The organism is Microbacterium sp. UBA3486 (assembly GCF_002377845.1).
In the GTDB taxonomy this organism is placed as follows: Bacteria; Actinomycetota; Actinomycetes; order Actinomycetales; family Microbacteriaceae; genus Microbacterium; species Microbacterium maritypicum_A.
In genome coordinates, this window is the sequence record NZ_DFQP01000112.1 from 19,314 (window position 1) to 41,523 (window position 22,210).

A 22,210-nucleotide genomic window follows, 5' to 3' on the forward strand; every position below is an offset into this window, starting at 1 on the left:
TGCTGCTGCTCGACGAACCCACCGCGAACCTCGACCCGGAGGGGGTGCGGGAGGTGCGGGCGAGTGTCGAGCGCGCCGTCGAGACGACCGGCGCGACGCTCGTGGTCGTCGAGCACCGCACCCCGATCTGGGTCGATCTGATGACGCGCGTGATCGTGCTGGCGGCCGACGGAGGACTCCTCGCCGACGGTGCGCCCGCGCAGGTGTTCGCGGCCCACGGCGACGTGCTCGCCGATGCGGGGGTGTGGGTGCCCGACCGCGGCATCGACCTTCCGATGCTCGAACAGGTTCCTGCCTCCGATGCCCTCAAGACCTCCGCGCTCTCGATCGCGAGAGAGGCGGGCGTCGTCGTGCAGTCGGGGCTCGACCTGCGCGTGCCGCGTGCGAACGCGACCGTGATCACCGGGCCGAACGGCGCGGGCAAGTCGACGCTCGCACTCACCCTCGCCGGCCTCATCCCGGAGCAGGCCGGCGAGGTGCGTTCGGCACGCGAGCTGGCGGGGCGCAAGGGACCCCGCCCGATCCGCTGGTCCTCGCGTGAGCTGCTCACCCGCATCGGCATGGTCTTCCAGGAGCCGGAGCATCAGTTCCTCACGCAGACGCTGCGCGACGAGCTCGCCGTCGGCCCGCGAGCCCTCGGGTGGGACCGCGCGAAGACGGACGGCGTCGTCGAGGAACTGCTCGAGCGCCTCGGACTCGTGTCTCTCGCGCTCGCGAACCCGTTCACGCTCTCCGGCGGGCAGAAGCGTCGACTGTCCGTCGCGACCGTGCTCGCGGGAGCACCCGAGGTGATCGTGCTCGATGAGCCGACCTTCGGGCAGGACCGGCGTGGGTGGATCTCGCTCGTCGCGCTCCTGCAGGAGGAGATCGCGCGCGGTCGTTCGATCGTCGCGGTCACGCACGACGACGCCGTGATCCGGTACCTGGGCGGGCATCGCATCGAACTGGGACGCGAAGGGGAGGCGACATCGTGACGGCGGTCGAGACCGCACGGACGGTATGGCTCGACGGTGTGAACCCGGTGACGAAGCTGGTGCTCGCCGTGCTGCTGTCGGTGCCGCTGTTCGCGTCGATCGACGTCACGAGCGCGCTGGCCGCGATCGTCCTGCAGCTGCTCTGCCTGCCCTTGACCGGACTGCGGCTGTCGACGGTGCTGAAGCGCCTGCTGCCGATCGCGATCTTCGCACCGATCGCCGGCGTGAGCATGCTGCTCTACGCCGAACCCGCGGGGCGGATCTACTGGACCTTCGGATTCGCGACGATCAGCGAGGATTCCATCACGCTCGCGATCGCGGTGAGCCTGCGCGTGATCGCGCTCGGACTGCCGACGATCCTGCTCTTCGGCGGCACCGACCCCACGGAGCTCGCCGATGCGCTGGCCCAGGTCGCGAAGCTCCCCAGTCGCTTCGTGCTCGGCATCCTCGCCGGCACCCGGATGCTGGGCCTGTTCCTCGACGACTGGCGCACCATGAGTCTGGCCCGTCGTGCACGGGGCGTGGGGGATCGGGGTGTGCTGCGACGGTTCTTCTCGATGGCCTTCGTGCTGCTCGTGTTCGCGGTGCGGCGCGGGTCCACGCTGGCACTCGCGATGGAGGCGCGCGGCTTCGGCTCCGGCATCCCCCGCACCTGGTCGCGACCGTCGCGGTTGCACCCGCGCGATGCGGTGGCGCTGATCGGCGGCATCGCGATCATGGCGCTCGCCCTCGCCGCCGCCGTCCTCGTCGGGACCTTCCGATTCGTGTGGAGCTAGGGCCGGCTAGCTCCAACTCGGCTGGAAGTAGTGCTCCCGGTGCAGAGCACAGCGCTCGTTGAACGGGGCGGTGCAGCGAGGGCAGCCCGTCACCGCGAAGTACTCGGTGATCGTGAGCTCGTGTCCGCATGCGCCGCAGAGGATCGCCGCGGTGTCGTGCTGCTCGGGCGCCCACTGCTGCGCCGGATGCCCCGCGGACTCCTCGTGACAGCGATGGCACGGGTAGTGATCGCCGCAGCAGGCGAAGCGGATCGCGATGATGTCTGTCGGGCCCCGGTAGTGCACGCACCGGGTCATGTCGTCGACGACCGGGCCGAACACCGGCGGTCGACCGGCGGGCGGGGGCGCCACGCTCATGTCTCGTTCCAGAGCCGCCGGTAGTACTCGAGGCGCTCGCGGTCGGGCTCGACCCCGTAGGCCTCGATGAGCGTGTCCTCCCAGCCGGATCCGAAGTTCCACATCGTGCTCATCGATGCCACGGCGATGTCGGCCCAGCGGTCGGCGACTCCGAGAGCTGCGAGATCGACGAACGCGGCGGGACGGCCGGCGGCATCGAGAAGCGTGTTCGGCATGCAGGCATCGCCGTGGCACACCACCAGTCGGTCGATCGGCGGCGTCTGGAGCAGCTCGTCGGGCACGATCGTTCCGCGGTCGGCGGCGTTGGCGATCCGCCACTGCGTGCTCCACTCCCAGGGGCATTCGGCCACGGGCAGGGCGTCGTGCAGCGCCCGCAGGCCCGCGCCGACCGCCCGTACCGCGGTCTCGGGCTGGTCGGCCCAGCGCGGGTCGACGGCACTGCTCGCGTCGAGCGCGACGGTGACGAGCCACTCGTGTGTCTCGTCCTGCCCCTGTTCGAGCACCTCGGGCACCGCGATCCAGGTGCGCGCCCACCGCATGCGCTCGGCTTCGTCGCGCATGTTCGCCTCGTCGTCGAGCGGCCCCCATTTGATGTACCGGCCGTCGTCGGTGCGGAAGGTCAGCCCGCCGATCCCGTTGAGCCAGACCGGCACGAGCTTCGCACCGCGGGCGAGCTCGCGCACCCGCGTCGGCACGTCGAGGGAGGCGGAGGGGATGCTCATCCGTCCATCCTGCCCGACGGCGACGGGTGACGGCGACGGGTGCGGTTCATCGGCTCTCGTCGCGCAGGCCTTCGAGGTAGGCGTTGTAGGCGTCGAGCTCGGTCGTGCCGTGCGCATCGGCGTAGCGGTCATCGGCGGCGGCGCGGGCCGTGTCGTCACGGAACCACCGATGCATCACGTACACGAGCATCAGCAGCGTCGGCGCCTCGCCGTAGGACCAGGCCAGACCGCCCGCCAGACGCTGGTCCTCGAGCGGATCCATCCCGAGGGCGAGGGTCGGGGCGACGAAGTGGTCGACGAGCATCGTCGTCGCCATCATCAGGAAGACCCCGAAGAACGCGTGCAGGGCGGCCTCGGCGAAGACGTCGAGTGCCCGCCCGCCGTGCCCGAGACGCACGGGGAGGGGATCGGAGCTCAGCACCGGGATCGCGAACAGGATGCCCACGATGAGGAACCCGACCTCCAGGGCGATGTGACCGCCGGGAGCAGCGAGGACGCGATCGGCGAGACCGGCCAGATACAGACCGTAGAACGCGATCAGGTACACCGGCAGGGCGATCCACGGGCTCAGGATCCATCGGGCGACGCGGCTGCGGAGTCCGCCGTGCGCGGCACGCAGCGCGGCGGCACCCAGCCCGTGGTGGGGCGTGGCACGCAGGAGCAGGGTGCCCGGTGATCCGAGCACCAGCAGGGGCGGGATCGCGATCATCAGCGTGAGCTGCTGGAACATGAACACCGACATCAGCGCGTAGCCGTACGCCTCGACCCCGAGACCGGTGATGGCCGCGAGCGCGAGGCAGCCCAGGAGGAACACGACCGTGCGCCAGACGGGCCACCGGCGGTGCTGCCGCCAGAGGCGGATCGCGCCGACGAGGTACGCCATGGCCAGCACGGCGGCGACCAGGGGCAGGAGGGGGAACGGGCCCGGTGCGGGCAGCACGAGGTCGGCGAAGGTCGGCGGCGCGTCCGGCATCCAGTTGTTCATCCGTTCGCGCCCTCTCGTTCGTCGTCCGGCCGGTCGCCGAGTGCCGCGTTCCGTGTCTGCGCACGGTGACGGACCCCGGCCCCGATGACGAGGACGACGCCTCCGATCGCGAGCGCGACGTCGGCGAGGTTCCCGATGAACCAGTTCCCGTACGCGAGGAAGTCGGTGACATGGCCGATGCCGAACCCGGGGGGAGCGAGCAGACGGTCCAGCACGTTCCCGATGGCGCCCCCGAGGATGAAACCCAACCCCCAGGCCCGCCACGTCGTGCGTGCGCGGACCGCGGCGACGAACAGGGCGGCGACGGCGCCCACGCCGACCACGGTCAGCACCCAGGTCGCCCCGGAGCCCAGCGACAGCACCGCCCCGGGGTTGTAGGCGAGCTGCAGGCCGAGCGCATCACCCAGAACGGGTATCCGTTCCGTCTGGCTGAGCCCGGCGATCGCGGCCGCTTTGGTGCTCTGGTCGATCAGGACGACGAGGCCGGCGATCACGAAGGCGACGGCGTACTTCGGGACGCTCTCACGCTTCATCGAACGGTCCCGTCTCCGCTGCCCGATCGCGTCTCCGCCGCGCGCGCCCCGCCAAGACCACCCCGGTCGCTCCGAGGGCGAGGAGGAAGCCGATCCCGACGAGGAAGACGGTCCCCAGGAATCCGAGGTCGTCGCGCTGCACCCTCCGCTCGCCGTTCTGCTGCTCGTGCGTCGTGCTGCTGGTCGGTGTCGGTGTCGGTGTGGGTGTGGGTGTGGGTGTGGGTGCGGGTGCGGGTGCGGGGGTCTGAGTCGTCGCGGGCGTATCCGCCTCTGAGCGGCCGACCATGCTGTGGGGCACGTGTGCGGCCGCCGACTCCCCGCCGACGAGCAGGATCAGGACGCTGAGCACCGCTCCCATGACGGTCGTGCCTACCGCGCGCCGCATCGTCCAGCCGATCGGGTTCGTCTGCGGACTCGGGCGTTGGGGAGCGCGCCGATCGGCGTCGTCCACGGGGCTTTTCATGGGTCTCCTTCGAGGGGTGAGAGCAGATTGTTCGAGAGGGCGGAGCCTCGGATGGTGCCGCGCACACAACGCACGGCTTCAGGAGTCGGGGTCGCGCGGAGTCGACGCGAGATGTCGACGCGAGACGTCGACACAGGAGGTCGACAGGGACATCGAGGGGATGCCGCGGGGGAGGCCGGGTTGCGAGCGATCGATGCGGTCGCGCGGGTGCGGCCGGCGGATCAGGTTCGGGAGAGGCCGAGCTGGAGGAGGGAGAGCGTCGTCGCGCGTGGGCGCGGGGGAGATGCAGACGATCGACGCAGAGCCTCGGATCCGGCTCGGAGTCGCGTGACCAGTGCCCGGCGGTGCGCTGCGCGTGTTCGCAGGAGCATCACGGCGAGCCCGCACAGCACGCCCAGAGCGCAGAGCGCAGCTCCGACGAGAGCGCTCGTCCCGCTGTCGGGTGCGGCGGTGAGGACCTGCTCCTGGGCGGCTGCGGCCGCATGGTCGAACGCGTCGACGACTGCGGCGGTGAGGGAGGGGGCAGCGCCGTTCTCGTCCTGCGCCCCGTGGGTGGTCACGGCGAGGGCGAAGAGCAGCAGGAGCGCCAGGCTCGCCGTGGTAATGAGCCGCATTATCACCGGCGGGGCGACGGTGCCCGCGGATCGGAGGATCCCGGGCGAGCGGCGCATTCTCCGGATCCTACCCGCATCGGTTATCGGGTTCCTTCGCGCGCGAGGCGGTGTCGTAGGCTCGCTCTCGACGCCGTACCTCGGCTCGTGGTGAAACCAAGAACCACGTAGGCTGGGACTGCGTTCCATCAATGCATGTCGCACGACGACGTTCGAAGGAGAACATCAGATGCAGATCAGCGGACAGGGTGCACTCGTCACCGGCGGAGCCTCGGGTCTCGGACTCGCCACGGCGCGCCGGCTCGTCGCCGCGGGAGCGCACGTCACCATCATCGACCTCGCCTCGTCGAAGGGTGCCGAGATCGCGGACGAACTCGGTGGGCTGTTCGTCGCGGCCGACGTCACGAACGCGGATGAGGTGCAGGCGGCCGTCGCAGCCGCGCAGTCCGCCGCTCCGCTGCGGGTGGTCGTGAACTGCGCCGGCATCGCGCCGCCCGCCAAGGTGCTCGACCGCGAAGGCAACCCGGCTGTGCTCGCCGACTTCGAGCGCGTGATCCGCATCAACCTCGTCGGCACGTTCAACGTCATCTCACAGGCATCCGCCGTGATCGCGAAGAACGAGCTGCACGACGAGGAGCGCGGCGTCATCGTGAACACCGCGAGCGTCGCCGCGTTCGACGGTCAGATCGGCCAACCCGCCTACTCCGCATCCAAGGGCGGTGTGCACGCCATGACTCTCCCGGTGGCGCGCGAGCTCGCCCGCTACGGCATCAGGGTGTGCACGATCGCTCCGGGCATCATGGAGACCCCGATGCTGATGGGTCTTCCGCAGGCGGCCCAGGACTCGCTCGGCCAGCAGGTGCCTTTCCCTTCGCGCCTCGGACGCCCCGACGAGTACGCCGCTCTCGTGCAGCAGATCGTCGAGAACGGTTACCTCAACGGCGAGACCATCCGCCTCGACGGCGCCATCCGCATGGCGCCGCGCTGACCCGCGGCACCCCTCAGAACCCGCGATCGAGAACACAGGAGAACCCATGTCCCTTGCAGGCAAGACCATCTTGATGTCGGGCGGCAGCCGCGGCATCGGCCTCGCGATCGCGCTGAGGGCGGCTGCCGACGGTGCGAACATCGCGATGCTCGCGAAGACCGACACCCCGCATCCGAAGCTCGAAGGCACGATCCACACCGCGGCCGAGCAGATCCGCGCGGCCGGCGGCCAGGCTCTGCCGATCGTCGGCGACGTGCGCGACGACGACGACATCACCGAAGCGGTCATGAAGACGCAGGGCGAGTTCGGCGGCATCGACATCGTGATCAACAACGCCAGCGTCATCGACCTCTCGCGCTCGCTCGACCTGAACGCCAAGAAGTACGACCTGATGCAGGACGTCAACGTACGCGGCACGTTCATGCTCTCGCGCGCCGCCGTGCCGATCCTGAAGGATGCCGAGAACCCGCACATCCTCTCGCTGTCGCCACCCCTCAACCCGACCCCGAAGTGGTTGGGCGCGCACACCGGATACACGCTCGCGAAGTTCGGCATGACCATGGCGACCCTCGGCCTCGCCGCCGAGTTCGCACGCGACGGGATCGCCGCCAACACCCTGTGGCCGCGCACCACGATCGCGACGGCGGCCGTGCAGAACCTCCTCGGTGGTGACAAGGTCATGGCTGCGAGCCGCACGCCCGACATCTATGCGGACGCCGCGTATGCCGTGCTGCTCAAGCCCGCGGCGTCGTACACCGGTCAGACGCTCATCGTCGAGGACGTGCTCGAAGCCGACGGTGTGATCGACTTCTCCGGCTATGCCGCGATCCCCGGCACTCCCGACAGTGCGCTCTTCCCCGACATCTTCCTCGACTGAGGTTCCCGCGGCCCGGAGTCAGAGCGGGAGCAGATAGACGTGGTCAGATCAGCAGGTAGACCGCACCGACGATCGTGAGTGCGATCACGATGCGGTCGAACACACGCTGATTCATGCGACGGGCGACCCGCAACCCGAGAAGCGCGCCGACCACCACGAGCGGCGCGAGCACGGCATCCATCAGCAGTACCGGTGGCTCGAACAGCCCGAGGCCCGCGAGGAACGGCACCTTGATCACATTAATGATGGCGAAGAACCACGCGGAGGTGCCGAGGAACACCTGCACCGGGGTGCGGGTGGCCAGGAAGTACATCGACATGACGGGCCCGCCGGCGTTCGCGACCATGGTCGTGAAGCCGCCGAGCGTGCCGTAGGCGCCTGCGAGCAGGATGCCGCTGGAGGGCGGTGACGCGGTATCCGCTCTGCTCTGCCGCCACCGGCGCCACAGCGTCACGGCGATCATGAGCAGCAGGATCACTCCGATCGCACGGCGCACCACACCATCGCCGGCGAGCGCGAGGAACGCGAATCCGACCAGCAATCCCGCGATGACCGCGGGGGCGAGCCGCAGCAGCGTGGGCCAGTGCGCGTGCCGGCGGTAGGCGAACAGGGCGAACAGGTCGCCGACCATCAGGAGCAGCAGGGTCGCCGCGGTCGAGGTGCGGGCGGGCAGGACGGCCGCGAACAGCGCGATCGCCAGGATGCTCCCGCCCGGCAGTGCGGTCTTCGAGATGCCGATGACCGCCGCCGCCACCGCGAGCGCCGCCCAGGCCCACGGGTCGAGGGTGATCACCGTTCGAGCTCGGCGACGATCGCGTCGTAGCCCCTGGCCTTCGCGAGGTCGACCGGGAGCACGCCGTCGCCGTCCGTGATGCCACTGTCGGCCCCGCCGTCGAGGAGGGCACGAACCACGTCGACGTAGGTCGAGGATCCGTCGCCGAGCACGATCGCCTCGTGCAGCGCCGTCCAGTTCAGGTTGTTGATGTGGTTCGGGTCGACGCCGGCCTCGAGCAGGATCTCGATCGTCGCGAGCAGTCCGCGCTCGGACGCCGGGATCAGGGCCGTACCGCCGAAGCGGTTGGTGCTCGCGAGGTCGGCGCCGTTGTCGAGGGTCAGACGGAGGATCTCGTCATGTCCGCGCGCGCCCGCGTACAGGTAGGCGGAGTCCTGGATGTCGTCTTTGGCGTTCACGTCCGCCCCCGCCTCGATCAGGACCCGGGCCGCGTCGACGTGGTTCGCCTTGGTCGCCGCCACCAGGGCTGTCATCCCGCCGGATCCGCGCGCCTCGATGTCCGCGCCCTCGTCGATCGCCGTCTGCACGGCGATCGCGTCTCCGTCCTCAGCGGCGGCGAGCAGATCGCGAGTGGCTTCGGTCATGGCAGCCTCCTGGGTCGACGGGGAAGGATGCGGCGCTGCTGTGCAGGCCGTCACGGTCAGCAGGGCAACTGTGACGGCGCCGACGGCCAACATCCTTCGCGCACGCATGCATCCGGTATACCAAACGATGCCGGACATCGGGTGATCAACCTCGCGCGGTGATCAGTCCCGTGTGGCGGTCAGCTCCGCGCGGCGGTGAGTGCCGTGGCGAATCGCGCGGCGCGCTGCTCGATGTCGGCCCAGTCGCCGTTCGCGATCGAGGTTCCGTTCGCCAGGTCTCCGCCCGCACCGACCGCGACCGCGCCGGCGGTGAACCAGGCGGCCAGGTTGTCGGGGTTCACGCCGCCGGTGGGCATGAGCGGGGCGTCGGGGAACGGTCCCCGCAGGGCGCCGAGGTAGGACGGGCCGCCGAGCGACGCCGGGAAGATCTTCACGACGTCGACGCCGAGCTCGAGCGCGCCCATGACCTCGGTCGGCGTCATCGCGCCGGTCATCACGACGCGGCCCGTGTCGAGCATGCTGCGCGTGAGGTGCGGCAGTGTGCCGGGGCTGACCAGGAACTCGGCTCCGGCGTCCGCTGCGTGCTCGGCCTGTGCAGCGGTGGTCACAGTGCCCGCGCCGACGTAGGCGGCGTCGCCGTGGCGGGCGATGAGTTCGCGGATGACCGCCGGAGCGTCCGGAGTGGAGAAGGTCACCTCGATGCCGGTGACACCGCCGCGGATGATCGCCTCCGAGGCCTCGATGGCCAGTTCAGGGGAGGGGGCGCGGAGGACGGCGAGGATGCCGGTCGTGCGGGCGCGGTCGAGACGGTCAGACATGGGGCTCCTTCATCGGGCGGGCACGTCCATTCTCCCGGGCGCAGCCTGTAACGACAAGTTGGTCAGGACGCGTGGGTGTGCGGCCAGGCCTCGATCAGGTCCTTCGATTCCTTGAGTCCGAGTCCCGTGTGCTCGCGGAGCGCCTTGATCGCGGCGATGGCGGAACCCCCAGCGACCATCCGGTCGATCTCGGAGGCCACCGAAGCCGGCAGCGACGCACGCACGGACGAAGGGGTCGCGACCGTCGGAGTGATCGACGAGCGCGTGGCCGTGGCGTTCGACACGGCGGCGAGGTGCGGCGCCGTGGTGCTGACCGACCAGTGGTCGATGCGGTCCTTCGCTTCCTTGAGGCCGACGCCCGAGTGGTCGCGGTACAGCTTGATGGCGTGGATCTTCTGCCCGGCCCCGACGAGCCGGTCGATCTCGGCGATCACGCTCGGCGTCAAACCGGAGACGGCCGTCGACGCCGACGAAGCGGGAGCCGTGCGCGCGGTCGTCGGCGACGGGGTGAACACCTGCGGCTCTGGCAGCTTGGGGCGCATGCCGCGGACCGCGACGGCGAGGATCGCCACGACGACGATCAGGCCGACGACGATCGCGATGATCCACAGCACGGCATCCATGGGCTCAGTCTAGAGAGGTCACCGCCCGCGCCCCAGGGCCTTCCCATCCGCCACCGCGTACCCTGGAGGGTATGACCGAGACTCCCCGCACGCGCGAGACGCGCCCCGCAGCATCCGCGTCCGCCCCGCAGGGACGCCCCGCCCAGGGCAAGGTGCGCGAGACCAGGAAGCCACAGGTGCGCCCTGCCACCGAGGGATGGACCCAGCAGAAGGACGCCGAGGGGCGTCCACTGCTGCAGTTCGCGAGCCCCAAGCGCGGCAAGCCGCCGGTGCACCTGGCCGACCTCACGCCGGCCGAGCGCGTCGAGAAGGTGAAAGAGCTCGGCCTGCCCGGCTTCCGTGCCAAGCAGCTGTCGACGCACTACTTCCGTCACTACACGTCGGACCCCGAGCAGATGACCGACCTCCCGGCCGACACCCGCGAGCAGCTCGTCGCCGGGATGCTCCCGCCGCTGCTCACCGAGGTCCGCCGCCTCGAGACCGACCGCGGCGACACGATCAAGTTCCTGTGGCGCCTGCACGACGGCGCCCTGGTCGAGTCGGTTCTCATGCGCTACCCCGGCCGCATCACGCTGTGCGTGTCGAGCCAGGCCGGCTGCGGCATGAACTGCCCGTTCTGCGCGACCGGCCAGGCGGGCCTGACCCGCAACATGTCGACCGCCGAGATCATCGAACAGATCGTGCGCGCCAACCGGCTCATCGCCGAGGGCGGTCTGGGCGGCAAGAAGTCCGACGACCACAGCATGGAGCGCGTCTCGAACATCGTCTTCATGGGGATGGGCGAGCCGCTCGCCAACTACAAGCGCGTGATGGATGCGGTGCGCTCGATGGTCGCTCCGCAGCCGGACGGGCTCGGGATGAGCGCCCGCGGCATCACGGTCTCGACGGTGGGCCTGGTGCCCGCGATCAAGAAGCTCGCCGACGAGAACATCCCGGTGACCTTCGCGCTGTCGCTGCACGCCCCCGACGACCACCTGCGTGACGAGCTCATCCCGGTGAATTCGCGCTGGAAGGTCGACGAGGCCCTCGACGCCGCCTACGACTATTACGCCAAGACCGGTCGCCGCGTCTCGATCGAGTACGCGCTGATCAAGGACATGAACGATCACGCCTGGCGTGCCGATCTGCTGGCGGAGAAGCTCAACCAGCGTGGACGCGGCTGGGTGCACGTGAACCCGATCCCGCTGAATCCCACGCCGGGCTCGATCTGGACGGCGTCGGAGAAAGACGTCACGAACGAGTTCGTGCGCAGGCTCAACGATGCCGGCATCCCGACGACTCTCCGCGACACCCGCGGCAAGGAGATCGACGGCGCCTGCGGTCAGCTCGTCGCCACGACCGAGGATGAGGCCGCCTCCGCCGCGATGGCCTGAGGCCGGCCGGCACGGCGGGCGTCGACGGCGCCGAGGTGCTCGGCGCGGTCGAGCCACCGGGAGATCGTGGTCTCGCTCGCATCCTTCACGCCGAGCATGCGATGCGTGCGCACCGAGCGGATCCCGCAGAAGCGCATCGTGCCTCGGGTGACGTGGGTCTGGGCGGGCAGCCCCGTGAAGGGTGTGAAGTACCAGGGCGTGTCCGCGAGCAGCAGCAGCCTGCCCCTTCGCGCGGGCAGCAGTCCCTCGACGAGCCCGAGCTTCGTGTAGCGGTACTCCTGCTGCGGCAGCAGGGCGCGGTCGAAGAAGCCCTTGAGCAGCGCGGGCACCGACCCCCACCACAGCGGCGTCGCGATGACGATCGTGTCAGCGTCCTGCAGCGCGCGCTTCGCCTCGACGAGGTCGGGCTCGAGGGTCATGCGCTCGCGGTAGCCGAAGCGCAGGTTCGGGTCGAAGTCGAGGTCGCGGAGGGCGAGCACACGGGCGTCGCCGTGCCCTGCGGCGTAGCGCTGGGCGAGAGCGGCGGTCAGGGAGCGGGCGTCGGGGTGGCCGTCGATCACGAGAGCGGGCATTTCCGGTTCCTATCTGGACAGTGTCAAGCTGGTGGACACTGTCAAGATAGGAGAGGATGTTGCTCATGTCAAGTTCCAAGGACGGGTACCACCACGGCGATCTCGCCCGTGCTCTGGAAGACGCCGCCATGCAGCTGCTGGAGCGGATGCCCGCGGCGGAGATCAGCCTGCGCGAGGTCGCCAGGGCCGCGAACGTCAGCCACAACGCCCCGTACCATCACTTCTCCGACCGCCTGGGACTGCTCAAGGCGATCGCCGAGCGCAGCATGGTCGATCTCCTGGGCCAGGTGAGCACCGCTGCCGAGAAGGCCTCGACCCCGCGGGCCGCGCTCGCCGACGGGGGCTCGGCGTACATCCGCTTCGCCGTCGAGCACCCGCACGCGTTCGACGCCGTCTACGACCCGACGGTCTGCGTGCCCGGATCCCCGACTCCCACCATGGCGCCGTTGATCGACGGGCTCGAGGCGGTGCTCGCCGAGGGGGCGGCGGCAGTCGGCCTTGATCGACCGACGGATGTCGTCGCGCTGTGGGGACTGATCCACGGGCTCGGCACGCTCGCTGCGGCAGGCCACTTCACGCTCGAGGACGGACTGTCGGCCTACGCCGCGGCCCTCGATCGGCTGCTTCCCGCGGAGTGATCCCCGGCGACGCCGTTCAACCTGTGAGCTGCTCCAAGGACTTTTCCACGTTATCCACAGGCGACCTTTCGTAGATTGTTCGAATGCCCTATTCCGCCCATCGACCGGGTCGCTACGACTCGCAGGGTCGGATCATCCTCGACAGCGAACCCGACGCCGTCACGGATGATCTCGACTTCCTGCGTGAGTTCGAGCCCACCGGCACCGACGACGCCACCCGCGAGGTGCCCGAGTCCGTGCCCGCAGAGACGACACCGATCGCCGACGCCCTCTCTGCTGACGAGTCCGCCGCCGAAGAACCCGCTCCGGTGAAGCCGCCGCGGGAGCCGCGCGTCCGCCGTCCCCGCGCGAAGCGCGCACCGCGCACTCCCGGCTCGCGCGCGCGGACCCTCGCGATCCTCGGCGGTGCGGAGGGCGAGATCCTCGACCGTGTTCCCGGCGAGACCCCGCGCTTCGTGCAGATGTTCTTCGTGCTCGCCGGCACCGCGCTCGTCTCGGCGATCTCGATGCTCTTCGCACTCACCACCGGGGTGCAGGCGGCCGTCTGGTTGGCCGTGCCCCTGGCGCTCGTCTGGGCGCTCATCATCTTCAACCTCGACCGATTCCTCACATCGACCATGAGCTCGACCAGGAACGTCTGGCGCCTCATCGGCCTTGCGATCCCGCGCGTGATCATGGCCGCGATCATCGGCTTCGTCGTGGCCGAGCCACTCGTGCTGCAGATCTTCCACAACGACATCGCCCGCGAGGTCGCCTCCACCAACATCACCCAGTCGCAGTCCGACCAGGAGGCGCTCGAGAACGGCCCGGAGAAGATCGCGCTCGACGCGGCATCCGCCAAGGTCGCCGAACTCGAGAACCAGGCGGCGACCGGCATCGTCGCCGGCACCGACTCCTCGTCGGCGACCGAGTCCGCGGCTCAGGCCACGGTCGACGACGTGACCGCGAAGATGACCGCCCAGCAGGCCGTGATCGACCAGGCGCGCGTGCTGTACCAGTGCGAGCTCACGGGTGAGGGTGCCGGCACCGTCCCCGGCTGCACCGGCGTCAACGGCCAGGGCGCCAGTTCGGACGCCGCCAAGGCGCAGCTCGCCGAGGCTCAGCAGACCTACGACGCCCTCGCCGCCCAGCTGCGCACCGCCAACGAGGAGCTCGCCGCGGCCGGCACTGCGGCGAAGGAGAACACCTCGTCGTCCGAGGCGCAGAACCGCGAGCAGGCGAAGTCGCAGCTGCCGACAGCTCGCGACTCCTACGATCAGGCGCTCGCCGCGTACAACGCACGCGCCGATGCGGTCGCGCAGGGCAACGCCGGAGCGGTCGGCCTGCTCAGTCAGATCAGCGGATTGAACCGGCTGAGCGAGAAGGAGCCCTCGATCCTGTGGGCGCACATCCTCATAGCCGCGCTGTTCTTCATGATCGAGCTGCTGCCAGTGCTGGTGAAGGTGCTCACGAGCTACGGTGATCCGAGCCTCTACGAGAAAGCCGCCGCGATCCGCAAGCAGGTCGCCCTCGACAAGGTGACGGCCGAGGGCTTCCGAGACCGTGCGCAGATCGTGACGGATCAGTCCCAGGGGATACAGGCGGAGGCCGGCTCCGGTGAGCCGCAGACGCGTGCGGAACGCCGAGAGGCGGCCGAGGCGCAGGAGCGGGAACGGGCGGAGAAGCGCGCGCAGGCGCAGACGCTCGAGGAGCAGGAGCAGCTCGTTCGCCCGACGATCGGCTGAACCGGGCATCGCGGTGCGGCGAGGCTGCGCGAGGCTCCGGTCAGGCGGGTTGGGGAATCCGCTCCGGCATCCGTGGCGGCTGCTGCGGGGAGAGCTCGCTGATCCGGATGCTTCCCCGCACCGGTTCGTCGCGGACGGCGGCGGCGATCGAGCGGATCAACGCCACGGTCGACGGGGTGCGTGCCCAGCGCGCCCCGGTCATCAGTGCCTCGATGCGGGCGAGCGGATGCTGAAGCATGACATCGTGCTGGCGGACATCATCGCTGAGCCACTCCAGGAGCTGCGCGATGGTCCAATCGGGATTGATCGGTCCAGTATCTGAAGGACGGCTGGCGAGATGCGTGTTCATTGGTCCAGAATCGGTTCTCATGAGCGTGAAGGACAGGGCCAATAGCGGGCCAATGGATCAGGTATCGGCCATTCCTGCGGTACGAGCGGCATCTCTCGTCCACGCAGGTGACGTGTCCTCGGAGGCGCTCTCGGCGCGGCTCGGCCGCTGGACACAGGGAGACGGCACTCTCGCCGCCCGGCTCGCGCGAGGCATCGAGGGTCTGATCGCAAGTGGAGAGCTGCGCCCGGGGGACCGGCTGCCCGCGGAGCGCGCACTGGCAGCGGCAGGGTCCGTCTCGCGCGGCACGGTCGTCGCTGCGTACGGCGACCTCGCAGACCGCGGTCTCGTCGACCGGCGGCAGGGGAGCGGCACCCGCATCGCCGGGACAGCCGCAACCGCCGTGCCTGCCTCACGACCAGGACGCGGAGAGGCCCTCTTCTCGGCGCTGCCGAACGCGATCGATCTCCTGCGCACCGTGCCGCAGATCTCCGACCTCGGGGTGCAGCTCATTCGCGATCACAAGCCGCGGCTCGACCTCGCCCTGCTGCCGGAGACCGACCCTGCGGGCCTGCCTGCGCTGCGCACCCTCATCGCCGACATGTACGCCGCCGAGGGAACACCGACCACACCGGAGCAGATCCTCGTCACGCACGGCGCGCAGCAGGCCATCAGTCTCGTCGTCAACGCGCTCGTGGGCCCAGGCGACATCGTGCTCGCCGAGGAGATCACCTGGCCGGGCGTCACTGATTCGGTCGGCCTGCGCGGCGGTTCGGTGCACGGCGTCCCGATGGGCGACGACGGTCTCGACGTCGACGCGCTGGAGCAGGCCCTCGCTCGTCTGCGTCCGGTACTCGTCGCCCTCAACCCGCATCACCAGAACCCGACCGGGTCGCGCCTGCCTGCAGCTGCTCGGCATCGGGTGGCCGCGCTCGCCGCGCAGTACGGCGTTCCGGTCATCGAGGATCGCGTGCTCGCCGGTATCTCCTTCGACGGGGTGGTGCCGCCCACGCTCGCCGCCGAGCGCGCCGACGCGCCCGTCATCGTGGTCGAGTCGGTGTCGAAGTGGGTGTGGGCGGGCCTGCGGATCGGCTGGTTGCGGGCGGACCCCGTGCTCGTACGACGGCTGCGTGGCGCGCGTCAGCTCGCCGACCAGTCCACCAGCGTGCCGGGTCAGCTGCTCGCTCTCGACCTGATCGCCCGCGCCGACGACCTGCGCCGCGCGAACAGCCGCATCCACCAGGAGCGGCTCCGGGTGCTGCAGCGACTGATGGCAGAGCACCTGCCCGACTGGACGGTCGAGCCGCCCCGTGGCGGGCTGTCGCTATGGGTGCGGGTGCCTGTGGGGTCAGCAGCAGCGCTCGCCCGAACGGCGGCCGCACACGGTGTCTCGATCGCCGGAAGTGCGGCGTTCGCCGTTTCCGCGTCGCCGGACGATCACATCCGCATCCCCTTCACCGCCCCCGACGACGTGCTCGCCGAGGGCATCCGCCGCCTCGGAGCGGCCTGGCGCGAGTATCGGGAGACTCTCGGGATGTCTTCCTAGGCTGACCCGCATGACTCGGATGCAGCGTCGGACCATGCGGATGCAGACGCTGTGGATCTCGATCGCCGGTGTGCTCGCCGTCACGATCTATGCTGCGCTCGCCGCGGTGCAGATCTTGGTGTGGACGCCTCTCGCGGCCGCTCCCGGGCTCACTCTCGACCAGATCCGAGCTGAGCTGAGCGGAGCGGGTGAGTCGCTCAACGCGCCGACGACCTTCATGATTCTCGGGATGGGAGTCGTGCTCGCCCTCGCCCTCGGTGTGGTCGCGATGACGTCGAGGGCCGCTCCCATGATGGCGGCTGCCGGCTTCCTGAGTCTGCTCATGCTCGGAGCCCCGGGCTTCTTCCTCGCCTCGTTCGCCCCGGGCATGGCGCTGGCCGATACCTTCATGATCTCGGCGGGCGTCTCCCTCCCCGGGGTGCGAGCGTTCTACATCATCAGCGCCTTCGCGGCAGCCCTGCTGATGCTCGGCGGGGTGGTCGCCGTGCTCCGGGCACGCGCCGCTCCTGCGTCGGCCTGACCTCTTCCTCGCGTCCGGCCCCGCTGACGGTGTCAGCCAGTAGCGTTGATCCATGGTCAACTATCGCTATCTCGGCAACAGCGGTCTCAAGGTCTCGGAGATCACCTACGGCAACTGGGTCACCCACGCCTCGCAGGTCGGCGACGACGCCGCCGTCAAGACCGTCCACGCCGCCCTCGACGCCGGAATCACCACCTTCGACACCGCCGACACGTACGCCAACACGGCGGCGGAGGTCGTGCTCGGCAAGGCCCTGGAGGGGCAGCGCCGCGAAGGCCTGGAGATCTTCACGAAGGTCTACTTCCCGACCGGTCCGAAGGGGCCGAACGACACCGGCCTGAGCCGCAAGCACATCTTCGAATCGATCAACGGTTCGCTCGCGCGCCTCGGCACCGACTACGTCGATCTGTACCAGGCACACCGCTTCGACTACGAGACCCCGCTGGAGGAGACGTTCCAGGCCTTCGCCGACGTCGTCCGCCAGGGCAAGGCGCTCTATATCGGCGTCTCGGAGTGGACCGCCGAGCAGCTGCGCGAAGGGCACGCTCTCGCGAAGCAGCTCGGCATCCAGCTCATCTCGAACCAGCCCCAGTACTCGATGCTGTGGCGTGTGATCGAGGGCAAGGTCGTCCCGGCGTCCGAAGAGCTCGGCATCTCGCAGATCGTCTGGTCGCCGATGGCGCAGGGCGTGCTCAGTGGCAAGTACCTGCCGGGTCAGCCGGTGCCGGAGGGCTCGCGCGCCACCGACCCGCACAGCGGCGCCGACTTCATCAAGAGCTTCCTGCAGGACGACATCCTCACCGCCGTCCAGCGCCTGAAGCCGATCGCCGAGCAGGCCGGCCTGTCGATGCCGCAGCTCGCGATCGCGTGGGTGCTGCAGAACCCGAACGTGGCGGCCGCACTGGTCGGCGCGTCCCGTCCGGAGCAGCTCGCCGAGACCGTCAAGGCCTCGGGCGTGACGCTCGACGCCGACACGATGGCGGCGATCGACGCGGCCCTCGGCGACACGGTCAACCGCGACGCCGAGAACACCTACTCGGTGTCGCCGAAGTCCCGTCTGGTCTGAGACCTCCGTCGCTGACGCATCTCACGAAGAAGGCCGCCGTTCCGAGGAACGGCGGCCTTCTCGCTGTGCGGTGACCGGATTACTCCTTGACCGCACCCGCGGTCAGGCCCTGCACGATCCAGCGGCTCGCGAGAGCGAACATCGCCATGGTCGGCAGGATCGTCAACACCGCGGCGGCGCTCATCGAGCCCCAGTCGATGTTGAAGGTGGAGATGAAGCCGTTCAGCGCCGACGGCACGGTGCGGTTCGCGTCGGTGTTCATGAGCACGACCGACAGGAACAGCTCGTTCCAGCAATTGACGAAGTTGAAGATGAACGCCGCGATGATGCCGGGGGTCATCACCGGGACGAGCACCCGGAACAGAGCGCCGAGGCGTGAGCATCCGTCGATCATCGCCGCCTCTTCGAGCGCGTCCGGCACGTTCTCGAAGAAGCCGCGGAGCATGACGGTCGAGAACGGGATGCAGATCGCGATGTAGACGAGGATCAGGCCGGGTTTGGTGTCGACCAGTCCCAGGTCGGTCATCATCGAATACAGCGGGCCGAGCGCGATGAACGCCGGAATCATCTGCGTGAGCAGGAACGCGATCAGGATCGTCCCCTTGCCGCGGAACTCGAACCGGGCCAGCACGTAGGCGCTCAACAGGGCGATGAGGGTGGCCACGGCACCGCCGACGACCGCGACCAGGGCGGAGTTGCCGAGGAAGACGCCGAACGAGCTCTTCTGGAAGAGGCTGATGTAGTTCTCGAGCGACGGCTCGCTCGGCCAGTACTCGATCGGGAACCGGTTGATCGTCCCCGGCGACTTGATCGACGTCAGCGCGATCCAGTACAGCGGGAACAGCGTGATCACGAGCCAGAGGCCGAGGCCCACGACGCGGATGACACCGCCGACCGTGACACGCGGCTTCGGTCGCGGGGCGGATGCCGGATCGGGGACGGTGATGCGCCGGGTCTCGGTGATCGAGGAACCTGTCCGCGAGGCGTCTGTCATGGTCATCGCTGCACTCTCCGCATCGCCATCAGGTAGAACGCGCAGAACACGAACAGGACCGCCATCACGATGAGGCCGATCGCGCTCGCGAAGCCGTAGTCGCCCTGCTGGGTGTAGTTGATCATCCAGGTTGTGATGATGTGCGTCTGGTTGGCGGGACCGCCGTTGGTCATCGCGTAGATGATGTCGGGGAAGTTGAAGATCCAGATCACCCGCAGCAGGATCGTCAACAGCAGCGTCATCGAGATGTACGGGATGATGATCGAGAACAGCTGCCGGAACTTGCCTGCGCCGTCGAGGCTCGCCGCCTCCAGCATCTCGTCGGGCACCGACTGCAGCGCCGCGAGGATCATGATCGCGAAGAACGTCACGCCGTACCAGACGTTGGCGACGATCACCGCGAACATCGCGAGCTTCGGATCAGCCAACCAGGGGAGCGGGGCGTCGATCAGCCCCGCCTTCATGAGCAGGTCGTTGACCACGCCGAACTCCGCGTTGAACATCCAGCGGAACAGCATGCCGATCAGGAAGCCCGACACCGCCCACGGGAAGAACACGAGCGCCTGGTAGAGGCCGCGGAAGCGGAACCTCTTGCGCAGGGCCAGGGCGATCAGGAATCCGATCACGAGCTGCGGCACGAGCGAGCCGACGACCCAGAGCACAGAGTTCCACGCCACGGTCGGGAAGGCAGGATCCCGGAACACCGCGAGGAAGTTGTCGAAGCCGACAAACGGCGTCGAGGTGAGGTCCCACAGGTTCCAGTCGTGGAAGGCCATGCGCGCGCCCTGCAGCATCGGCCAGTAGGTGAACCAGCAGACGAAGACGATCGCCGGCGCGAGGAAGGCCAGCAGCGTCCACGCCTGGCGGCCGCGGAACGGGCGTCGGCGGGATGCCGGGGAGGCCCCGGCGGCGGTCTGCTGCGAAGCAGTGCCGACGGAGCCTCCCTTCTGAGCGGTGCGGGCCACAGGTCAGCCCTTTTCCGCGGCGTACTTCTCGGTCCAGAACGCATCCCACGAGGCCAGCAGGTCGCTGGTCGACATGTTGCCCAGCAGCACGTTCTGCACGTCCTGGTCGGACTTCTGGATCCACTCGGTCCACCAGCTGACCCCGCGCGGCTGGCGCACGTTGACGTAGGTCTCCGGGTCTTCGGTCATGGTGACGTAGCTGGTCCACGGGCCGGACGAGTAGAACTCGTCGTCGGCGGCGGCCGTGATGATCGGCACCAGGCTGTTGGCCTGTGCGAACTCGGTGGCGGGCTCGGCGGACGACAGGAACTCGACGAGTTTGACGGCCGCCTCCTTGTTCTCGCTGTTCTCGGCGACGCCCCAGCCCGCGACGGCGAGTGGCTGCGCGGCCTTGCCCGAGGGGCCGACGAGCAGGGGAGCGGTGTCCCACTGGTCCTCGGTCAGCGAGGAGTCCTGCACGGTCGCGATGACCTCGGGGTCCTGCAGCAGGAACGCCGTGGTGCCGTTCGTGAAGCCGGCGACCATCTCGGGGTAGCCCCACGAGACCGCGGAGGGCGGGGAGGCTTCCTTGAACAGATCGAAGTAGTCGTCGACGGCGTCCTGTGCCTCGGGCGCGGCGAAGATCGTCGAGCCGTCCTCCATCAGGAACGCGTCGTCGACGTCGAGTCCGTCGATCGTGTACGCCTCGATCGCCGCGACCACGTTGCTGTTGGCGTTCTGACCGCCGCGGAAGGCGTAGCCGTAGATGTTGTTCGACGGGTCCTGGATCGTGCTCGCCTGCTCCAGAAGGTCCTTCCAGCTGTGCGGCGGACCGTCGAAGCCCGCGTCCTTCACCAGGTCGGTGCGGTAGAACAGCGACAGCCCGTAGAAGCCGTAGGGCACGAAGTAGCTCTTGCCGTCGGCGGCGACCGAAGCGGACTGGGCGTTGTCGGTCAGCGCGTCCCAGCCGTCCCACTTCTCGAGGTCGGGACCCAGGTCGTAGAGCCAGCCGTTGTTCGCGAACGGCCCGACCGTGATGTCACGCACCTCCAGCACGTCGACGCCCTTGCCGGACTGCAGCATCTGCTGGATCTTCGCGTCGGCCTGCTCGGTGGGAGGCGAGACGAGGTTGACCGTGATCTTCGGGTTCGCCTTCTCGAAGTCGTCGAGCAGCCCGCGCAGGAGCTCGGTGCGGGCGGGGTTGGTCAGGCTCTCGACCATCTGCAGGGTGACGGTGCCGTCGGTGGACGGGCCGGAGCTTGCGGAACAGCCGGTGAGAGCGAGGACGGCGACGGTGCCGAATCCCGCTGCGGTCGTCAAGATCTTGTTCTTCACGATGTGCCTCTCGGTGGGGTGGGGGTGGGTGTTGCGGTCGGGTGGGTGTTGCGGTCAGGGGACGATGAGGGAGTCGGCGGGACGGATGCCGGCCCGGCTCAGGATCTGCGGCACGCAGCGCTCGACGAAGGTCTCGTAGTCGGCGGCCTCGTTGTAGAGGTGGGCCGAGAGCCGGAAGTAGCCGACCCCGCGGAAGCTCGTGAACGCCGTCTCGACGCCGACCTCGTCGAGCAGGTCCATCCGCAGGGCGTCGGCGTCTTCGCGGGTCGCGCCGAGCCCGAGCGGAAGGCGCACCAGCCGCATCGACGGCACGGGTGAGGGGAGCGGGGTGAGCGGGTCCTCGTCGCCGTACGGGCGCAGGGCTTCGGCGATCAGCTCGGCCCCGGCATCCGCGATCTCGGCCATGGCCGTGCGGGCCGAGGCCCAGCCGAACTCGCTCTCGATGAAGTCGATCGCGGTCGGGGTGGCCAGGTACGTGGTGGCGTCGATCGTTCCCTGCGTGTCGAAACGGGAGGGGTACGCCTCCCGCGCGGCCCACGAGTCGATGAGCGGCCAGAGCTCGTCGCGGTCGGCGGCGGAGGTCACCAGCAGGGCGGAGCCGCGCGGGGCGCACGGCCATTTGTGCATGTTCCCGAACCACCAGTCGCCACCCGCGACGGTGGCCGCATCCGGGATGAGGCCGGGGGCGTGGGCGCCGTCGACGAGCGTGCGCACGCCGCGCTCGGCTGCCGCATCGGCGATGCGTCGGGTGGGCAGCACGCGGGCGGTCGGGGAGGTGATCTGGTCGACCACGATCAGACGCGTGAGGGGGGTGAGCTCATCGGCGAAGAGCTGAACGATCTCGTCGTCGGAGGAGAGCAGCGGCAGGGCGACGGTGCGCACGCGCGCCCCGAACCGACGGGCGAGGCGCTCGGCTCCCATGGTGATGGCGCCGTAGCCCTGGTCGGTCACCAGGATCTCGTCGCCGGCTTCGAGGTGCAGTGCGTTGTAGACGACGGTCGCGGCGGCCGAGGCGTTGGGTACGAAGGCGCTGTCCTCGGCGCGCGCGCCCACGAACGGGGCGGTG

General features: G+C 69.3%; 26 protein-coding genes. 10 read left to right on the forward strand and 16 right to left on the reverse strand.

Going from position 1 to position 22,210, the window contains the following annotated elements:
- Both B2869_RS17555 and B2869_RS17560 read left to right on the forward strand, forming a co-directional pair.
- A partial coding sequence (locus tag B2869_RS17555; RefSeq protein ID WP_292769384.1) for an ATP-binding cassette domain-containing protein occupies positions 1 to 974 on the forward strand: 974 nt, incomplete at its 5' end.
- Positions 971 to 1,750 carry an energy-coupling factor transporter transmembrane component T family protein gene (locus tag B2869_RS17560; protein WP_029258530.1) on the forward strand — a complete coding sequence of 260 codons (780 nt, stop codon included), beginning with the start codon at positions 971 to 973 and terminating at the stop codon, positions 1,748 to 1,750. The genes B2869_RS17555 and B2869_RS17560, both read left to right, overlap by 4 nt.
- A 6-nt stretch (positions 1,751 to 1,756) precedes the next feature.
- Here B2869_RS17560 and B2869_RS17565 read toward each other — a convergent pair whose 3' ends face one another.
- The 6 genes from B2869_RS17565 to B2869_RS17590 all read right to left on the reverse strand — a co-directional run bounded on the left by B2869_RS17565 (position 1,757) and on the right by B2869_RS17590 (position 5,481).
- Positions 1,757 to 2,107 carry a CHY zinc finger protein gene (locus B2869_RS17565; RefSeq protein ID WP_136024083.1) on the reverse strand — a complete coding sequence of 117 codons (351 nt, stop codon included), beginning with the start codon at positions 2,105 to 2,107 and terminating at the stop codon, positions 1,757 to 1,759.
- Positions 2,104 to 2,829 (reverse strand): aminoglycoside 3'-phosphotransferase, encoded by a 726-nt coding sequence (locus tag B2869_RS17570; RefSeq protein WP_292769389.1) that lies wholly within the window; start codon positions 2,827 to 2,829, stop codon positions 2,104 to 2,106. Before B2869_RS17570 ends, B2869_RS17565 begins: the two co-directional genes overlap by 4 nt.
- Positions 2,830 to 2,875: 46 nt before the next feature.
- On the reverse strand, positions 2,876 to 3,814 hold the full coding sequence (locus B2869_RS17575) for a cytochrome c oxidase assembly protein (protein WP_292769392.1): 939 nt from the start codon (positions 3,812 to 3,814) through the stop codon (positions 2,876 to 2,878).
- The gene (locus B2869_RS17580; RefSeq protein WP_036331674.1) at positions 3,811 to 4,347 is read right to left on the reverse strand and encodes a signal peptidase II; all 537 of its coding nucleotides are present in this window, start codon (positions 4,345 to 4,347) and stop codon (positions 3,811 to 3,813) included. The genes B2869_RS17575 and B2869_RS17580 overlap by 4 nt, the downstream gene beginning before the upstream one ends.
- On the reverse strand, positions 4,337 to 4,810 hold the full coding sequence (locus B2869_RS17585) for a hypothetical protein (RefSeq protein ID WP_292769396.1): 474 nt from the start codon (positions 4,808 to 4,810) through the stop codon (positions 4,337 to 4,339). Before B2869_RS17585 ends, B2869_RS17580 begins: the two co-directional genes overlap by 11 nt.
- Before the next feature lie 221 nt (positions 4,811 to 5,031).
- Positions 5,032 to 5,481: a hypothetical protein gene (locus B2869_RS17590; protein ID WP_292769399.1), complete on the reverse strand. Its 450-nt coding sequence runs from the start codon at positions 5,479 to 5,481 to the stop codon at positions 5,032 to 5,034.
- 169 nt (positions 5,482 to 5,650) lie between these two features.
- Between B2869_RS17590 and B2869_RS17595 the strand changes: the two genes are divergently transcribed.
- A complete protein-coding gene (locus B2869_RS17595; protein ID WP_021198289.1) occupies positions 5,651 to 6,409 on the forward strand; it encodes an SDR family NAD(P)-dependent oxidoreductase in 759 nt (252 codons plus the stop codon).
- Positions 6,410 to 6,455: 46 nt separating this feature from the next.
- A complete protein-coding gene (locus B2869_RS17600) occupies positions 6,456 to 7,286 on the forward strand; it encodes an SDR family oxidoreductase (protein ID WP_292769402.1) in 831 nt (276 codons plus the stop codon).
- Positions 7,287 to 7,329: 43 nt separating this feature from the next.
- Here B2869_RS17600 and B2869_RS17605 read toward each other — a convergent pair whose 3' ends face one another.
- From B2869_RS17605 to B2869_RS18720, 4 genes are all read right to left on the reverse strand, one after another.
- Positions 7,330 to 8,079: a sulfite exporter TauE/SafE family protein gene (locus B2869_RS17605; protein ID WP_292769404.1), complete on the reverse strand. Its 750-nt coding sequence runs from the start codon at positions 8,077 to 8,079 to the stop codon at positions 7,330 to 7,332.
- Entirely contained in the window at positions 8,076 to 8,663 is a 588-nt protein-coding gene (locus B2869_RS17610) for an ankyrin repeat domain-containing protein (protein WP_292769406.1), read from the reverse strand. Before B2869_RS17610 ends, B2869_RS17605 begins: the two co-directional genes overlap by 4 nt.
- Before the next feature lie 179 nt (positions 8,664 to 8,842).
- Entirely contained in the window at positions 8,843 to 9,481 is a 639-nt protein-coding gene (locus B2869_RS17615; protein WP_021198293.1) for a bifunctional 4-hydroxy-2-oxoglutarate aldolase/2-dehydro-3-deoxy-phosphogluconate aldolase, read from the reverse strand.
- 62 nt (positions 9,482 to 9,543) lie between these two features.
- Positions 9,544 to 10,104 carry a ribosomal protein L7/L12 gene (locus tag B2869_RS18720; RefSeq protein ID WP_349678068.1) on the reverse strand — a complete coding sequence of 187 codons (561 nt, stop codon included), beginning with the start codon at positions 10,102 to 10,104 and terminating at the stop codon, positions 9,544 to 9,546.
- A 71-nt stretch (positions 10,105 to 10,175) separates the two neighbouring features.
- On the opposite strand from B2869_RS18720, the gene rlmN reads away from it, so the two are divergent.
- Complete coding sequence (gene rlmN / locus B2869_RS17625) at positions 10,176 to 11,477, forward strand: 23S rRNA (adenine(2503)-C(2))-methyltransferase RlmN (protein WP_029267826.1); 1,302 nt, start codon at positions 10,176 to 10,178, stop codon at positions 11,475 to 11,477.
- Here the strand turns inward: rlmN and B2869_RS17630 are convergent.
- The gene (locus B2869_RS17630; protein WP_292769409.1) at positions 11,426 to 12,049 is read right to left on the reverse strand and encodes an NAD(P)H-dependent oxidoreductase; all 624 of its coding nucleotides are present in this window, start codon (positions 12,047 to 12,049) and stop codon (positions 11,426 to 11,428) included. The genes rlmN and B2869_RS17630 overlap by 52 nt on opposite strands.
- Before the next feature lie 65 nt (positions 12,050 to 12,114).
- On the opposite strand from B2869_RS17630, the gene B2869_RS17635 reads away from it, so the two are divergent.
- On the forward strand, positions 12,115 to 12,687 hold the full coding sequence (locus tag B2869_RS17635) for a TetR/AcrR family transcriptional regulator (RefSeq protein ID WP_292769411.1): 573 nt from the start codon (positions 12,115 to 12,117) through the stop codon (positions 12,685 to 12,687).
- A gap of 83 nt (positions 12,688 to 12,770) precedes the next feature.
- Complete coding sequence (locus B2869_RS17640; protein ID WP_292769413.1) at positions 12,771 to 14,411, forward strand: DUF4407 domain-containing protein; 1,641 nt, start codon at positions 12,771 to 12,773, stop codon at positions 14,409 to 14,411.
- Positions 14,412 to 14,451: 40 nt separating this feature from the next.
- Here the strand turns inward: B2869_RS17640 and B2869_RS17645 are convergent, their stop codons facing one another.
- Positions 14,452 to 14,760: a hypothetical protein gene (locus B2869_RS17645; RefSeq protein ID WP_292769415.1), complete on the reverse strand. Its 309-nt coding sequence runs from the start codon at positions 14,758 to 14,760 to the stop codon at positions 14,452 to 14,454.
- Positions 14,761 to 14,872: 112 nt separating this feature from the next.
- Between B2869_RS17645 and B2869_RS17650 the strand changes: the two genes are divergently transcribed.
- Genes B2869_RS17650 through B2869_RS17660 form a run of 3 tightly spaced genes read left to right on the forward strand, consistent with a single transcriptional unit; the run spans position 14,873 to position 17,871 of the window.
- Positions 14,873 to 16,285 carry a PLP-dependent aminotransferase family protein gene (locus tag B2869_RS17650; protein WP_292769417.1) on the forward strand — a complete coding sequence of 471 codons (1,413 nt, stop codon included), beginning with the start codon at positions 14,873 to 14,875 and terminating at the stop codon, positions 16,283 to 16,285.
- Between the two features lie 10 nt (positions 16,286 to 16,295).
- The gene (locus tag B2869_RS17655; protein WP_292769419.1) at positions 16,296 to 16,805 is read left to right on the forward strand and encodes a hypothetical protein; all 510 of its coding nucleotides are present in this window, start codon (positions 16,296 to 16,298) and stop codon (positions 16,803 to 16,805) included.
- A gap of 52 nt (positions 16,806 to 16,857) precedes the next feature.
- A complete protein-coding gene (locus B2869_RS17660; RefSeq protein ID WP_029267814.1) occupies positions 16,858 to 17,871 on the forward strand; it encodes an aldo/keto reductase family protein in 1,014 nt (337 codons plus the stop codon).
- 79 nt (positions 17,872 to 17,950) lie between these two features.
- Here B2869_RS17660 and B2869_RS17665 read toward each other — a convergent pair whose 3' ends face one another.
- The 4 genes from B2869_RS17665 to B2869_RS17680 all read right to left on the reverse strand — a co-directional run.
- On the reverse strand, positions 17,951 to 18,871 hold the full coding sequence (locus tag B2869_RS17665) for a carbohydrate ABC transporter permease (RefSeq protein WP_021198303.1): 921 nt from the start codon (positions 18,869 to 18,871) through the stop codon (positions 17,951 to 17,953).
- Complete coding sequence (locus B2869_RS17670; protein WP_292769422.1) at positions 18,868 to 19,830, reverse strand: carbohydrate ABC transporter permease; 963 nt, start codon at positions 19,828 to 19,830, stop codon at positions 18,868 to 18,870. The genes B2869_RS17665 and B2869_RS17670 overlap by 4 nt, the downstream gene beginning before the upstream one ends.
- Before the next feature lie 3 nt (positions 19,831 to 19,833).
- On the reverse strand, positions 19,834 to 21,144 hold the full coding sequence (locus tag B2869_RS17675) for an ABC transporter substrate-binding protein (RefSeq protein WP_021198305.1): 1,311 nt from the start codon (positions 21,142 to 21,144) through the stop codon (positions 19,834 to 19,836).
- Positions 21,145 to 21,198: 54 nt separating this feature from the next.
- Positions 21,199 to 22,210 (reverse strand): aminotransferase class V-fold PLP-dependent enzyme (locus tag B2869_RS17680; protein ID WP_292769425.1); only part of this gene is annotated, 1,012 nt, incomplete at its 5' end.